At 65.5% G+C, this 12929-nt stretch carries 12 protein-coding genes; 5 read left to right on the forward strand and 7 right to left on the reverse strand.

Features of this window, described 5'->3' with window-relative positions; genetic code table 11:
* Positions 1-94: 94 nt before the first annotated feature.
* Positions 95-1306 carry a lipase family protein gene (locus tag XARJCFBP2528_RS15020; protein ID WP_016902813.1) on the forward strand — a complete coding sequence of 404 codons (1212 nt, stop codon included), beginning with the start codon at positions 95-97 and terminating at the stop codon, positions 1304-1306.
* 279 nt (positions 1307-1585) lie between these two features.
* Here XARJCFBP2528_RS15020 and dnaG read toward each other — a convergent pair whose 3' ends face one another.
* From dnaG to rpsU, 4 genes are all read right to left on the reverse strand, one after another.
* Positions 1586-3334 carry a DNA primase gene (gene dnaG, locus XARJCFBP2528_RS15025; RefSeq protein WP_016902814.1) on the reverse strand — a complete coding sequence of 583 codons (1749 nt, stop codon included), beginning with the start codon at positions 3332-3334 and terminating at the stop codon, positions 1586-1588.
* A gap of 111 nt (positions 3335-3445) precedes the next feature.
* Complete coding sequence (locus tag XARJCFBP2528_RS15030; RefSeq protein ID WP_016902815.1) at positions 3446-4396, reverse strand: YihY/virulence factor BrkB family protein; 951 nt, start codon at positions 4394-4396, stop codon at positions 3446-3448.
* A 248-nt stretch (positions 4397-4644) separates the two neighbouring features.
* Entirely contained in the window at positions 4645-5091 is a 447-nt protein-coding gene (locus XARJCFBP2528_RS15035) for a GatB/YqeY domain-containing protein (protein ID WP_016902816.1), read from the reverse strand.
* A gap of 257 nt (positions 5092-5348) precedes the next feature.
* Complete coding sequence (gene rpsU, locus XARJCFBP2528_RS15040) at positions 5349-5564, reverse strand: 30S ribosomal protein S21 (protein ID WP_002808376.1); 216 nt, start codon at positions 5562-5564, stop codon at positions 5349-5351.
* Positions 5565-5844: 280 nt separating this feature from the next.
* On the opposite strand from rpsU, the gene tsaD reads away from it, so the two are divergent.
* The 3 genes from tsaD to XARJCFBP2528_RS15055 all read left to right on the forward strand — a co-directional run bounded on the left by tsaD (position 5845) and on the right by XARJCFBP2528_RS15055 (position 9759).
* A complete protein-coding gene (tsaD, locus tag XARJCFBP2528_RS15045) occupies positions 5845-6924 on the forward strand; it encodes a tRNA (adenosine(37)-N6)-threonylcarbamoyltransferase complex transferase subunit TsaD (protein ID WP_026064397.1) in 1080 nt (359 codons plus the stop codon).
* Positions 6925-6996: 72 nt separating this feature from the next.
* Complete coding sequence (gene folB / locus XARJCFBP2528_RS15050) at positions 6997-7353, forward strand: dihydroneopterin aldolase (protein ID WP_024938857.1); 357 nt, start codon at positions 6997-6999, stop codon at positions 7351-7353.
* Between the two features lie 234 nt (positions 7354-7587).
* A complete protein-coding gene (locus tag XARJCFBP2528_RS15055) occupies positions 7588-9759 on the forward strand; it encodes a glycoside hydrolase family 3 N-terminal domain-containing protein (protein ID WP_016902819.1) in 2172 nt (723 codons plus the stop codon).
* Between the two features lie 293 nt (positions 9760-10052).
* On the opposite strand, the gene XARJCFBP2528_RS15060 is transcribed toward XARJCFBP2528_RS15055, so the two are convergent.
* A complete protein-coding gene (locus XARJCFBP2528_RS15060; RefSeq protein ID WP_016902820.1) occupies positions 10053-11231 on the reverse strand; it encodes a PQQ-dependent sugar dehydrogenase in 1179 nt (392 codons plus the stop codon).
* A 170-nt stretch (positions 11232-11401) separates the two neighbouring features.
* Between XARJCFBP2528_RS15060 and yiaA the strand changes: the two genes are divergently transcribed.
* Positions 11402-11839 (forward strand): inner membrane protein YiaA, encoded by a 438-nt coding sequence (yiaA, locus tag XARJCFBP2528_RS15065; protein ID WP_026064399.1) that lies wholly within the window; start codon positions 11402-11404, stop codon positions 11837-11839.
* Positions 11840-11894: 55 nt separating this feature from the next.
* Here the strand turns inward: yiaA and XARJCFBP2528_RS15070 are convergent, their stop codons facing one another.
* The gene (locus XARJCFBP2528_RS15070) at positions 11895-12227 is read right to left on the reverse strand and encodes a hypothetical protein (protein ID WP_016902822.1); all 333 of its coding nucleotides are present in this window, start codon (positions 12225-12227) and stop codon (positions 11895-11897) included.
* Between the two features lie 170 nt (positions 12228-12397).
* Positions 12398-12895 (reverse strand): hypothetical protein, encoded by a 498-nt coding sequence (locus tag XARJCFBP2528_RS15075; RefSeq protein ID WP_016902823.1) that lies wholly within the window; start codon positions 12893-12895, stop codon positions 12398-12400.
* Positions 12896-12929: the final 34 nt, after the last annotated feature.

Genomic DNA, 12929 nt, shown 5'->3' on the forward strand with positions numbered 1-12929 from the left:
ACATGTCGCGCGCCTCCGTGCCCAAACGGTGCCCGCATGCCGCATCCGTGTTCGCTCGTGTTTCCACGCGAGGCCTAAGGAAAGGAGCCAGTCCATGCGCTACGACCAATATCAACAGACCTTTGCGCTTTCCGCCCTGGCCAACTGGGTAGGTGATCGCACAGGCAGCCAGCCGGCGTTGCAGGCGGACTACCAGGCCACGTTGCTGCAGACGTTGGCATCGGCCGACACCCAGGACAGGATCGGCGACTGGCAACTGGTGTGGGGGCCGCAGGTCTGGCAGGCGGCCGATTCGTCGCTGTCGGGCAATGCCATGTACGTCGCCCATACCGACGCCATGCCGGGCATCGGCGAGGCATATGTGGTCGCGCTGAGCGCCACCAACCCGGAGTCGCTCTACGACTGGTTCACCGAAGACTTCGATGTGTCCTCGGTGGTGGATTTTGCGACCTACACGCCGTTGCTCGGCACCGCGCCGGTTGCGGCGAAGAAACCCGTCAAGCCGGGTTCGGCGGTCATCTCGATGGGCGCCGCCACCGGTGTGTGGCATCTGCTCAACATGGTCAGTCCCTCCACCGCACTGGCGCCGAACACGACGCTGCTGGATTTCCTGCAAGCGCTGGATGGCAGCAAGGCGACGGTGATCTTTGCCGGACACAGCCTGGGCGGTGCGCTGTCGCCGACCTTGGCGACCTGGTTGAAGACCAACGGCAAACTGGACAATTTCAGCGCCGTGCACTGCTATCCCACCGCCGGCGCCACGCCGGGCAACGGCGGGTTCGCCGCGCTGTATGCACAGACATTGCCCTCTCCAGCACCGGGCGCGGCGCCGTATCAGATATGGAATGCCGACTTGTGGAACACGCTCGATTGCGTGCCGCATGCCTGGACCGTGCCGATGCTGAGTCAGATCAAGACGCTGTACGGGAATGCGCCGATCAAGGAGATCGATGTGCTGGTCGATGTGGCCATCGCCAATGCGGTGGCGTCCACGGTGAACTACCGGCAGATCGCCAACCAGCCGCTGACCGGCACGCTCACCGGCACCCCCACCACGGTCGTGCAATTTCTCGAGCAGATGGCTTCCCAGCACACCACCGCCTATCAGGCCTTGATTGCCCCATGGCTCACGCCGGTGTCCGGTACGCCGCAGACCCAGAGTGCCGACGGCGCGCCCGCACGCGATGCCCTGATCGAGCGGCTGACCGCGCATGCCGGCCAGGCCGCACTGGCCGATGCCGACAAGATCGAAGCGGTCAGCGCGGCGCTCGGCTCGATGGCCAAGACCTTGTTCAAGCAGCTATGAGCGCGCACCTGCATGCGGCGGCCAGGGCTGGCCGGCTGCGTCGGCAACAGCTGGTCTGACAGCATGCGCCGGGTGCCCGGCGCGCGCCCGAACGCAGGCGCGGCAGTGCGCGCAGTGCGTGCTGGTCGATCTCATCGAGTCCGTGTGCGTGTTGCCTTGTCTGCAGCGCTTCAATGCGCTGCTGCAGCAGTTGCCGGTGCAACTGGGCCATGGCGTCGTGCAGCGTGCGCGCCTGGCCCGCAGACGACAGCGTAAGCCGATCCCCTCGCGTTACCCGCACTACAACGCAGCAAGCGCCTTGAACAGCTCGCGCAATTCGTACTTGTCGGTGTCGTCCAGGCCCTGCGCGCGCTGCTTGTCCTGCAGTTCGTCCAGGCGCTGACGCAGCAATTGCTTGTCCAGTTGCGCAACGACGTCATGCAGTTCCATCGCCCAGCTGTGCTCGTCGCCGGGCAATGCCTGTGCGGCCAGTTTCTGCAGCGCGGCCTGTTCGTCGCGTTCGGCGAAGTGTTCCAGCAGCGCGCCCGTGCTGATTTCCGGGCGTTGCCGCACCAGTGCCAGCAGTTCCATCAACAGGTCGATGCCGGGCAGGCGCAGGCCGGAAAAATCGTGGTCGCCCTCCAGGCTCATCGCCAGCGACGGCCGCTGCAGCAGGATCGCGATCGACGCGCGCACCAGGCTGCGTTTCTGCGCGGGTGCACCCATGCGGGCAGGTGGCCGTGCCTGCGATGTGGACGCCTGCGCCGCCTGACTGACGCCCACGCCGGTCAGGCGCGAGAGCTCCTGCTTCATCAGGTCGCCGAACGCGCCTTCGGGGATTTGTGCCAGCATCGGCTTTGCGCGTTCGGCCAGCCGCGCCTTGCCATCGAGCGTGTGCAGGTTGATCTCGCGCGACATCTCGTCGAAGAAGAACTGCGACAGCGGCGTGGCCTGCTTCAGGCGCTGATCGAAGGCCTGCGCGCCTTCCTTGCGCACGATGGTGTCCGGGTCCTCGCCATCGGGCAGGAACAGGAAGAACGCCTGGCGGCCGTCCTTCATGCGTGGCAGCACCGATTCCAGTGCACGCCAGCCCGCCTTGCGGCCGGCGTTGTCGCCGTCGAAGCAGAAGTACACATCCGGCGCGTTACGGAACAGCAACTCGGCATGTTCGGGCGTGGTCGCCGTGCCCAGCGTGGCCACCGCCTGGGTGACGCCGAACTGGAACAGCGAGACCACGTCCATATAGCCTTCCACCACGATCAGCCGCTCGATCTTCTGATTGGCCTGGCGCACCTGCCACAGGCCGTACAACTCGCGGCCCTTGTGGAACAGCGCGGTTTCCGGCGAGTTGAGGTACTTCGGCCCCGGGTCGCGGCCGTCGGCCGGCGCGCCCATGATGCGTCCGCCGAAGGCGATCACGCGCCCGCGGCGGTCGAAGATCGGGAACATCACCCGGTCGCGGAACTTGTCGTAGACATGGCCGCGATCGTTCTTGGAAAACAGCCCGGCGCGTTCGAGCACGCTCATGCGGCGCGCATCGGTGCCCAGCGTGTCCTTCAGTGCGCTGTAGCCATCGGGCGCGTAACCGATCTGGAAACGCGCGCGGTTGTCGGCATCCACGCCGCGGCCGTCCAGATAGTCGCGGGCGCGTTCGCTGCCCTCGATCTGACGCTGGAAGAACTTGGTCGCCGCTTCCAGTGCCGAATACAGCTCGCGGCTGTCGTCCTGCTGTTGCGGAGTACGTTGCTGGGTCTCGCGCGGGATTTCCATGCCGGCACGCTTGGCCAGCTCGTCGACCGCATCGAGAAATTCGAGGCGGTCGTAATTCATCAGGAAGCTGATCGCGGTGCCGTGCGCGCCGCAACCGAAGCAGTGGTAGAACTGCTTGGTCGGCGAGACCGTGAACGAGGCCGAGCGCTCGTCATGGAACGGGCAGCGCGCCGAGTATTCCTTGCCCTGACGCTTGAGCGGCACGCGACCGCCCACCACCTCGACGATGTCGGTGCGTGCAAGCAGTTCGTCGATGAATGCGTCGGGGATGCGGGCCATCCCGCTAGGATATCCCAGCCGCCGGCGCGCGCCGATTTCAGTGAGCGAGGGCCCTCAGCGAAGCGGTGGATGCCGCCTGGGTACGCGCGGCACCCGGCGCGGCATGCGCAATCAATTGCGCGTCGGTGCTTCCTGCGGCTGCGGCGCGGCATCCGGTTCGGCGGCGACCGGCGGCAGGTTGTCCGTATCCACGCCGGCCTCGCGCAGCTTGCGATGCGAGCGCACGCGCTCGTCGATCACCGCGGTCAGCAGGGCGCCGACGAAGAACACCACCGAGGCGTAGTACATCCACACCAGCAGGATGACCAAGGTGCCCATCGAACCGTATGCGCTGCCAGGCGCGGCCTTGGCGATGTACAGGCCGATACCGTAGCGGCCCAGTGCGAACAACAGCGCGGTGATCACACCGCCGACGAAGGCCTGCCGCCAGTTGACGGTGCGATCGGGCAGATAGCGATACAGAAAAGCGAAGGCGAGCGAGTACAGCGCCAGGGTGGTGATGTAGCCAATCGCCGGCAGCACCGATGGCAGCCGTGCGAACACCACCTGCAACGCGGTGGTGGCAATCATCGACACGATCAACAAGAAGCCCAGGGCCAGGATCACGCCGAACGAGAACACACGCTTCTTCAGCCACGCCATCAGGCCTTCCAGGCGCTGCTTGTCGGTGCGGAAGATCAGGTTCAGGGCGTTCTGCAACTGCGCAAACACCGCCGTGGCGCCGATGAACAGCAGCAACGTGCTCCACAGTCCGGCCAACGACCCGACTCCGGGTTGATCGGTGGCATTGCGGATCACCGTGTCGGCCACTTCCGCCGCGCTACCGCCAGCCAGTTGCGCGATCTGCTGCACCAGCGCTTCCTGTGCAGGTGGATACAGCGATGCGGTCAGCCACAGCAGCAGCACCAGCAGCGGTGCCAACGACAGCAAGGCGTAGAACGACAGCGACGCGGCCTGCGTCATCACGTCGATCTCGAGAAAGCGATTGAGCAGTGCCATCGGCAGGCTGCGCTGCAGGCGGCTCAGATGTTTCTGCAGGTGTTCGGTTGAGAGCTTCGTCACCGGCGGGGGAATCCTTGGGCATGCCGTTGTGTGCGCAGGCGTCGTGAGGTGATGCCGGCATGCGGAATGCTTCACCCGGACCTGTGCTGGCGAAGGTGTTCTAACAGGGCGTGTTCAAAGATCGGGTGAAAGCGGGCGCTGGATGTTGCGCGTGTGCTGCTATTGAAAAGGCGCTGCAGCCAGCCGCACTCGGGCGGCTGGCTGCAGTGCCCTGGCCATCGGGCACTGGGCACTGCGCGGGCGAAGATTCAGCCTGCCAGATGCTGCTTGACCAGCGTCGAGACCAGACCCATGTCGGCCTGCCCGGCCAGCTTGGGCTTGAGTGCGCCCATCAGCTTGCCGATGTCGGCCGGGCTGCTGGCACCGGTCTGCGCGATGGCTGCCTGGATGGCGGCGACGATCTCGGCTTCGCCCATCTTGGCCGGCAGGTAGCGCTCGATCACCACGATCTCCTCGCGCTCGATCTGCGCCAGGTCGTCGCGTGCAGCGGCTTCGAACTGAGTGACCGAGTCCTTGCGCTGCTTGACCATCTTGTCGAGCACGGCGATCACGGCGGCATCGTCCATCTCGACGCGTTCGTCCACTTCCTTCTGCTTGATCGCGGCATTGATCAGCCGGATCACGCCCAGGCTGTGCTTGTCGCCGGACTTCATGGCGGCTTTCATGTCATCGGTGAGCTGTTGCTTGAGGGGCATGGTGTAACTCCTGGGAGTGCGTGTTGCTGATGTGCCGATGCGCCATGACGGGCGCTGTGCATCGGCAGGAAGTCGGGCCGGGCAGGCGCGGATGGCGGCAGCGATGCCGGTCGGCTCTGCAGCTGCGCAGAACGCAGCGGTCGCCTGGCAGCGGACCAATACAAAAAGCCGGCGACGCTTGCGCGTGCCGGCTCTTGGGTTCCACTCCGATGGGCCGCGCCTTCAGCGCATGCCCGTCGGCAAGGAACCGCGTTCGATCAATACAAGCGCTGGCGCTTGGTGACGTCGCGCGAGGAACGACGCAACTGACGCTTCACAGCAGCGGCAGCCTTACGCTTGCGCTCCTGGGTCGGCTTTTCATAGAACTCGCGCTTGCGGGTTTCGGCCAGCACGCCGGCCTTTTCGCAGGTGCGCTTGAAACGGCGGAGCGCAAATTCGAAGGGCTCGTTCTCGCGGACTTTAACGCTGGGCATGGGTTCTCCAGATAATGGGATTTCCGTCCGGGAGCCCCGGGCGGGTGCGAGCGGACTCGCGTGACGGAATTTCCGGGTTGCCCCGGCGAGCCGCGCATTATAACGACTTGCCAACGACCTGCAAGCCCCCTGCAGCATCTGCGCGAACAAGCCTGATAAAGCCTGCGCTTGCGGGTGATCCGGTGGCGATGACACGGCCGCGCAGCAGATCGCCCCTGGCCGATCTGCGCAGGGCAAAAGCTGCGAAAATAGGCCGCATGTCCCTGCCTGCCGAGTTGCCGTGAAAGTTCTTGGGATCGAATCATCGTGCGATGAGACCGGCGTGGCGGTCTACGACACCGCGCTGTCGGGCGTGCCGGCGCTGCGGGCCCACGCGGTCTACAGCCAGATCGCGCTGCATGCCGAATACGGCGGCGTGGTGCCGGAGCTGGCCAGCCGCGACCATGTGCGCAAGCTGCTGCCGCTGATCCGCCAGACCCTGGACGAGGCCGGATTGCGTATCGACGAACTCGATGGGGTGGCCTATACCGCCGGCCCGGGCCTGGTCGGCGCACTCCTTGTTGGTGCCGGTGTGGCGCGGTCGCTGGCCTGGGCGCTGGACGTGCCGGCGATCGGCGTGCATCACATGGAAGGCCATCTGCTGGCGCCGCTGATGGAAGACGACCCGCCGCAGCCGCCGTTCGTGGCGCTGCTGGTCTCCGGCGGCCACACCCAGCTGGTGTCGGTGAAGGCGCTGGGCGAGTACGAGGTGCTTGGCGAGACGCTGGACGATGCGGCCGGCGAGGCCTTCGACAAGACCGCCAAGATGATGGGCCTGCCGTATCCGGGCGGGCCGCAACTGGCGGCGCTGGCCGAAACCGGCACCCCGGGGCGCTACAAGTTCGCGCGGCCGATGACCGACCGGCCCGGGCTGGATTTCAGTTTCAGCGGGCTCAAGACCCAGGTGCTGCTGGCCTGGCGCGGCAGCGACCAGTCCGACACCACGCGGGCGGACATCGCGCGCGGGTTCGAGGATGCGGTGGTGGAGACGCTGGCGATCAAATGCCTGCGCGCGCTGGACGCGGCCGACTGCAACACCCTGGTGGTGGCCGGCGGCGTGGGCGCCAACAAGCGCCTGCGCGCACGTCTGCAGGACGCGGCGCAGCGGCGCGGCGGCCGGGTGTGCTTCCCGCGGCCGGCCCTGTGCACCGATAACGGCGCGATGATCGCCTTCGCTGGCGCGCTGCGGCTGGAGGCCGGCGAGCGCGCCGACGCGGCAGTGCATGTGACGCCGCGTTGGGATATGGCCGCGCTACCGCCGCTGGCGGCGGAATCGGGAATCGGGAATCGGGAATCGGGAATCGTAAAAGCGCTACTTTGATTCCGTTCGCGCTGCCGTGTCGTTGCTTGTGCTTCTCACCATTCCCTAATCCCTATTCCCGATTCCCCACCTATGGACAAAGTTTTTATCGAAGGCCTGGAAATCGATGCGCTGATCGGCATCTACGACTGGGAGCGGCGCATCCGCCAGACGCTGCGGTTCGATCTGGAGATGGGCTTCGACAATCGCATTCCGGCCGCCAGCGACGACATCGCCGATACCCTGAACTACAAGGCGGTGAGCAAGCGGCTGATCGAATTCGTGCAGGCCTCGGACTTCGGGCTGGTGGAGACCCTGGCCGAGCGCTGCGCGGCGATCGTGCTGGACGAGTTCGGCGTGCACTGGCTGCGGTTGAAGCTGAGCAAGCCCGGTGCGGTGCGCGGCGCGCAGGCGGTGGGGGTGATCATCGAGCGCGAGCGGGCCCGCTGACGGCCACCGGCCGCGGCACCGGTCGCGAGTTCCGATTCATGGCCGCGCCCCGGAAGACCTAGGTGGCGCGGGACCAGCGATCCACGACCACGCGACCGATCCCCAGCCCCCCAAGGCGCGGTTCAACCGGACCCGACAAATCCCCAATCCCCAATTCCAAATCCCGACACTTGCCCCCTCGCGGTCGCGTCAGGCTAGAATTGACGGCCATGTAAACGTTTTCTCAAGGATCTCATGGCTGCTGATCGTATCGAAACCCTGATTGCCCAGATGACCGTCGAAGAGAAGGTCGGACAGTTGGGTGTGTTCGCCGACATGGTGCGGCCGTTCGCGCCGGACGTGAATCCCGAAGCCAATGTGCTCAACGCCGACGAGGTGCTGCAGCAGGTGCGCGCAGGCCGGGTCGGCTCGTTGTTCAATGGCGTCGGCGCCGCGCTGGGCGTGCAGATCCAGAAGGTGGCGGTGGAAGAAAGCCGCCTGGGCATCCCGGTGATCCTGGCGGCGGATGTGATCCACGGCATGCGCACGGTGTTCCCGATCCCGCTGGGCGAGGCGGCCAGCTTCGAGCCCGAGCTGGCCGAGCGCACCGCGCGCGCCACCGCGATCGAAGCGACCGCCGCCGGCCTGCACTGGACCTACGCACCGGCCGTGGACATCGCGCGCGACCAGCGCTGGGGCCGGGGTGCGGAAGGCGCCGGCGAAGACGTGGTGCTGGGCGCGGCGTTTGCCGCCGCCCGCGTGCGCGGCTTCCAGGGCAGCGATCTGAAGGCCGACGATTGCCTGCTGGCCACCCCCAAGCACTTCGCCGCCTACGGTGCCGTGGCTGCGGGTATGGAATACAACACCGTGGACATCGCGCCGCAGACCCTGCGCGATGTGCACCTGCCGCCGTTCAAGGCCGCCTTCGATGCCGGCGCACTGACCGTGATGTCCTCGTTCAACGACATCAACGGCGTGCCGGCCAGTGCCAACCACGAGTTGCTGACCGAGATCCTGCGCGGCGAATGGCAGTTCCCCGGCGTGGTGATTTCCGACTACACCGCCGACATGGAGCTGATTGCGCACGGCTATGCCGCCGATGAGCGCGATGCGACCAAGAAGGCGTTCCTGGCCGGCCTGGATCTGAGCATGCAGAGCGGCTTCTATGCCGCGCATCTGCCATCGCTGGTGGAAAGCGGCGAGGTGCCGATGGCCACGCTGGACGCCAGCGTGCGCCGCATGCTGCAGCTCAAGGAGGCGATCGGGTTGTTCGACAACCCGTACCGCTCGCTGGATCCGGCACGCGAAGCCGACACCGCGCATCTGCCCGCGCACGATGCGTTGTCGCGCGATGCGGCGCGGCGTTCGATCGTGTTGCTGAAGAACCAGGGCGAGGTGTTGCCGCTGAAGAAAAGCGGGCAGCACATCGCGTTGATCGGGCCGTTCGTGCAGGACCGCGAGAACATTGAGGGGTGCTGGACACTGTTCGGCGACAAGCAGCGCTACGTGACCCTGGAGCAGGGTGTGCGCGCGGTGGTCGACAGCGAGCATCTGACGGTGGTGCCGGGCTGTGGCCTGGAAGAGGCGCTGCCGGGCGGTATTTCCGCCGCCATCGATGCGGCGCAGGCCGCCGATGTGGTGGTACTGGCGCTGGGCGAGCCGCAGCGCTTCAGTGGCGAGGCGCAGTCGCGCACCGAGATCGTGTTGCCGCCGGCGCAGCAGGCATTGGCCGAAGCCATTGCCGCCACCGGCACGCCGATGGTGGTGCTGCTGCGCAATGGCCGAGCGCTGGCCCTGAGCGGTGCAGTACGCGATGCCGATGCGATTGCAGTGACCTGGTACCTGGGCACGCAGACCGGTACCGGCGTGGCCGACGTGTTGTTCGGCGACTACAACCCCTCCGCGCGTCTGCCGATCAGCTTTCCGCAGGTGACCGGGCAACAGCCGTATTTCTACAACCATCTGCGCACCGGCCGCCCGGAACTGCCGACGCTGTCCGAGTACAAGGCACGCTGGCGCGAGATGCCCAACGAGCCGTTGTATCCGTTCGGCCACGGCTTGAGCTACACCACCTTTGCGTACGCGCAGCCGCAGCTGAGCAGCGCGCAGCTGGGCTGGGACCAGACCCTGACCATCACCACGCGCGTCACCAACACCGGCCGCGTGGCCGGCGAAGAAGTGGTGCAGCTGTATGTGCACGATCGCGTGGCCAGCCGGGTGCGCCCGGTGCGCGAACTCAAGGGTTTCCGCAAGGTATTGTTGCAGCCTGGCGAAAGTACGGACGTGGTGTTCACCCTGACGCGTGACGCACTGGCCTTTACCAACCACAAGAATGTGTTTGGCGCCGAGCCGGGCGTGTTCGATGTGTGGGTGTGCGCCTCGGCCAAGAGTGGCGAGGCGGTGACGTTCGAGTTGCTGGAGGCCTGAACACCCGCAGGCGTGGTATGGCGCACTCACGCGACATGCAGCGGAGTGCGGCTACTGCACCGGGTTTGACGTGACGGTGACGGACGTGGCCAAAGGGCGCGCCGTCATCGGGTCAGAGAAGACGCAGGCACGTGCCTGGTCGATGCGGGGCTACGGGTCTGCGCGCATCTGCATGTATCGCGCCATACACCGCACCGGATCGAAGACGGCTTCGCGGCGAAAATCGTGGCCACCGCCAGCACGCATTCGACGCGTGGCGGTGGCACGACTCCCCTGGGCGCGATCTTGCGGAGTTATGCCTCGTTCTCGACTGCTGCCTTGCTCTTGGGCGTCAGCTTGAGCAGGCGCCCGGTGCTGCCGCTGGCTTCGTCTTCCAGCAACCACAGCGCGCCGTCCGGACCCTGTTCCACTTCGCGAATGCGCGCGCCCATGTCATAACGGGCCACCTCGCGTGGCTGATCGCCGAGCGAGACCTGCACCAGCGACATCGACGACAAGCCGCCGATAAAGCCGTTGCCGCGCCATGCCGGGAACTGCTTGCCGCTGTAGATCACAAAGCCGGCTGGGGAGATCACCGGTGTCCAGCTGATCTTGGGCGCGGCAAATTCCGGGCGGGTGTTGTGATCCGGGATCGGGGTGCCGTCGTAGTTGTCGCCGTTGGAGACGATCGGGTAACCATAGTTGGCGCCACGCTGGATCAGGTTCAACTCATCGCCGCCCAGCGGGCCCATCTCGTGTTCCCACAGGCGCCCCTTGCCGTCGAAGGCCAGGCCGAGAGTATTGCGGTGACCCAGCGACCACACCTGCGCGGCAACGCCGCCCTGCGCAGCGAACGGGTTGTCGGCCGGCACGCTGCCGTCATCGTTGAGACGGATCAGCTTGCCAAGGTTGGCTTGCATGTCCTGGGCGGGGGTGAACTTCTGGCGTTCGCTGGAACTGATCCACAGCTTGCCGTCCGGGCCGAACGCGAGCCGGTGGCCGAAGTGGCCGTTGCCGGTGACCTTGGGATCCTGGCGCCAGATCACCTTCAGGTCCGACAGCGTGCCGCCGCCGCTGGCATCCAGCGTGAGCTTGGCGCGTGCCACTGCTGCGCCGCGGGTGTCGCCCTGTCCCGGTTCGGCGTAGCTGACATAAACCAGGCCATTCTTGGCAAAGCGCGGATGCGCCAGGACATCGCCGAAGCCGCCCTGGCCGCCGTACGCCACCGCCGGAATGCCGGTAATGGCGCTCTTGCGGTTGGTCTTGAGATCCAGCCGCATCAATGCGCCACGTTTTTCGCTGACCAACAGGCTGCCGTCGGGCAGGAAGGTCATTGCCCAGGGTTCGTCGAAATCGGCAACGGTGGTGGCCTGGAACGGCCACTGCGCCTTGGGAATGGCGGCCGCGGGCGCGACGGCAGGCGCGGCACATGCGGCGGCGGCGGTGAACAAGCTGGCCGAGCAGGCCAGGGCAAGCAGACGTCGGACAGACATGAGGTCCTCCAGGGAATGGGCGCAGTTGCGTTGCAGCCCTCCCGCAACGTGTCCTGCGTCGGGTTTTAAAGTACCTTACACGACGCCTTCAAGGCCGCCTTGTCGTAGATCACTTTCTTTGTGAGACGTGTGCGTCCCACATTACTGCTTCACCATGAAAAGGAGTTTCCATGGCTGCCACGCAAAAAACGTCACCTGCTTTTATCGCCGCATCCTGGGCTGCATTGCTGCTGGGCGGCATTGCCTACCTGGTCGGGTTATGGAACGCGCAGATGATGCTCAACGAAAAAGGCTATTACTTCACGCTGCTGTTGTTTGGCCTGTTCGCATCGGTGTCGTTGCAGAAGAGTGTGCGTGACCGCGCAGATGGAATTCCGGTGACGGGACTGTACTACGCGATCTGTTGGTTTTCGCTGGTCATCGCGCTGCTGCTTCTGGCAATCGGCTTGATCAACGCGACCCTGCTGCTGAGCGAGAAAGGTTTCTACGCAATGGCCTACGCATTAAGCCTGTTTGGTGCGGTTGCGGTGCAGAAGAACACCCGTGATGCGATGGATGTCGCCATCGCATCGCATTACTCGCGCGCGGTACCGCCGCCACTGGACTGACGCAGCACCCACACACCGATACAACAACGCCACCTCGACGGTGGCGTTGTTGTCTTCAGGGCTTGGACTTGCTGTCGCCACTCACGAAGTCTGTCGCATTTTCCCAGGCACGCTTGACGGCGTGACGGGCCTTGCTCCAGCTCAAGCCATCGGTGCCACGGTTGGCTTCCCATTCACGGTGCAATTCTGCTTCGACCTGATCGTAGGCGCGTGCGTTTTCGCGGATACGCGCCTCATGTCCTGCAAGGTAGGCACCCTCGTAATCTTCGTAGCGGTCACCTTCGGTGTAATACGATTCTTCGGTGAAGCGCTCGCGCCAATAATTGGATACGTTCTGGCTGCGGTCTTCGTCCGGCGCGCGGCCCGGAATCTGATACGGCACGTTCATGCTCGTCTCCGTGTTGAATGTGCGCCCTAACCTAGGCGCGCGGGTGTTAAATCCGTTGCCAGGGCAGGTGAGGAGGACATCAAGGCATGCTGCACTTGGTAACGCTCTCTGGTGCGCCCTTGCGCAATACGGTGCGCTGCGCCCAGCAATTCATCCGGTGTCGGTGCGCATCACGTCGCTGCCGATGCTGCCTCGTACGGTAGCGGCGTAGCGCCGGCGGCACGCAGGCTGGCTTCAGCATGCTGCAGCGAGGGCTCGTCGGCGTCGATGATGACCAGGACGCGCCCTGCCTGGATTTCGTCCTCGAATTGGCGGCGGACCGGATCGGGGACGGTGGCGCCGATCAGTGCAGACGACCAGGTGCCGACCAGGGCGCCTGCCAGTGCCATGACGCCGGCGCCGGCGATGGTGAGGCCGATCGGAGGCACGGCGATGGCGACCAGCCCGGCGACCAGGCCCGCAGCGCCACCCGTGGCGGCGCCGCGCGCTGCAGCAGGGAGAAAATCCGTCTTCGCATCCTTGCGCTCGTCGGGAATGCCTTCCAGTTCAATATCCGAACGGGCAATCAAGGACAGCGCATCGTTGTCGATGCCGGCGCTGCGTGCGGCCTGCATGACGCGTTGCGCACTCTCGATATCGGGCGTGCTGTAGACACGGCGCAGTTTCATCGCAAGCTCCCATGCAGGTGAGAGCTGCAGCCTT

The sequence above is a fragment of the Xanthomonas arboricola pv. juglandis genome (assembly GCF_001013475.1).
Taxonomy (GTDB): Bacteria; Pseudomonadota; Gammaproteobacteria; order Xanthomonadales; family Xanthomonadaceae; genus Xanthomonas; species Xanthomonas arboricola.

What these genes read in the sequence shown, in the direction of transcription:
- XARJCFBP2528_RS15020 (WP_016902813.1), top strand. Translation starts at nt 95, where the DNA reads ATGCGCTACGACCAATATCAACAGACCTTTGCGCTTTCCGCCCTGGCC.
- XARJCFBP2528_RS15060 (WP_016902820.1), bottom strand. Translation starts at nt 11,231, where the DNA reads ATGTCTGTCCGACGTCTGCTTGCCCTGGCCTGCTCGGCCAGCTTGTTC.
- XARJCFBP2528_RS15070 (WP_016902822.1), bottom strand. Translation starts at nt 12,227, where the DNA reads ATGAACGTGCCGTATCAGATTCCGGGCCGCGCGCCGGACGAAGACCGC.
- XARJCFBP2528_RS15055 (WP_016902819.1), top strand. Translation starts at nt 7,588, where the DNA reads ATGGCTGCTGATCGTATCGAAACCCTGATTGCCCAGATGACCGTCGAA.
- folB (WP_024938857.1), top strand. Translation starts at nt 6,997, where the DNA reads ATGGACAAAGTTTTTATCGAAGGCCTGGAAATCGATGCGCTGATCGGC.
- XARJCFBP2528_RS15035 (WP_016902816.1), bottom strand. Translation starts at nt 5,091, where the DNA reads ATGCCCCTCAAGCAACAGCTCACCGATGACATGAAAGCCGCCATGAAG.
- XARJCFBP2528_RS15075 (WP_016902823.1), bottom strand. Translation starts at nt 12,895, where the DNA reads ATGAAACTGCGCCGTGTCTACAGCACGCCCGATATCGAGAGTGCGCAA.
- yiaA (WP_026064399.1), top strand. Translation starts at nt 11,402, where the DNA reads ATGGCTGCCACGCAAAAAACGTCACCTGCTTTTATCGCCGCATCCTGG.
- rpsU (WP_002808376.1), bottom strand. Translation starts at nt 5,564, where the DNA reads ATGCCCAGCGTTAAAGTCCGCGAGAACGAGCCCTTCGAATTTGCGCTC.
- dnaG (WP_016902814.1), bottom strand. Translation starts at nt 3,334, where the DNA reads ATGGCCCGCATCCCCGACGCATTCATCGACGAACTGCTTGCACGCACC.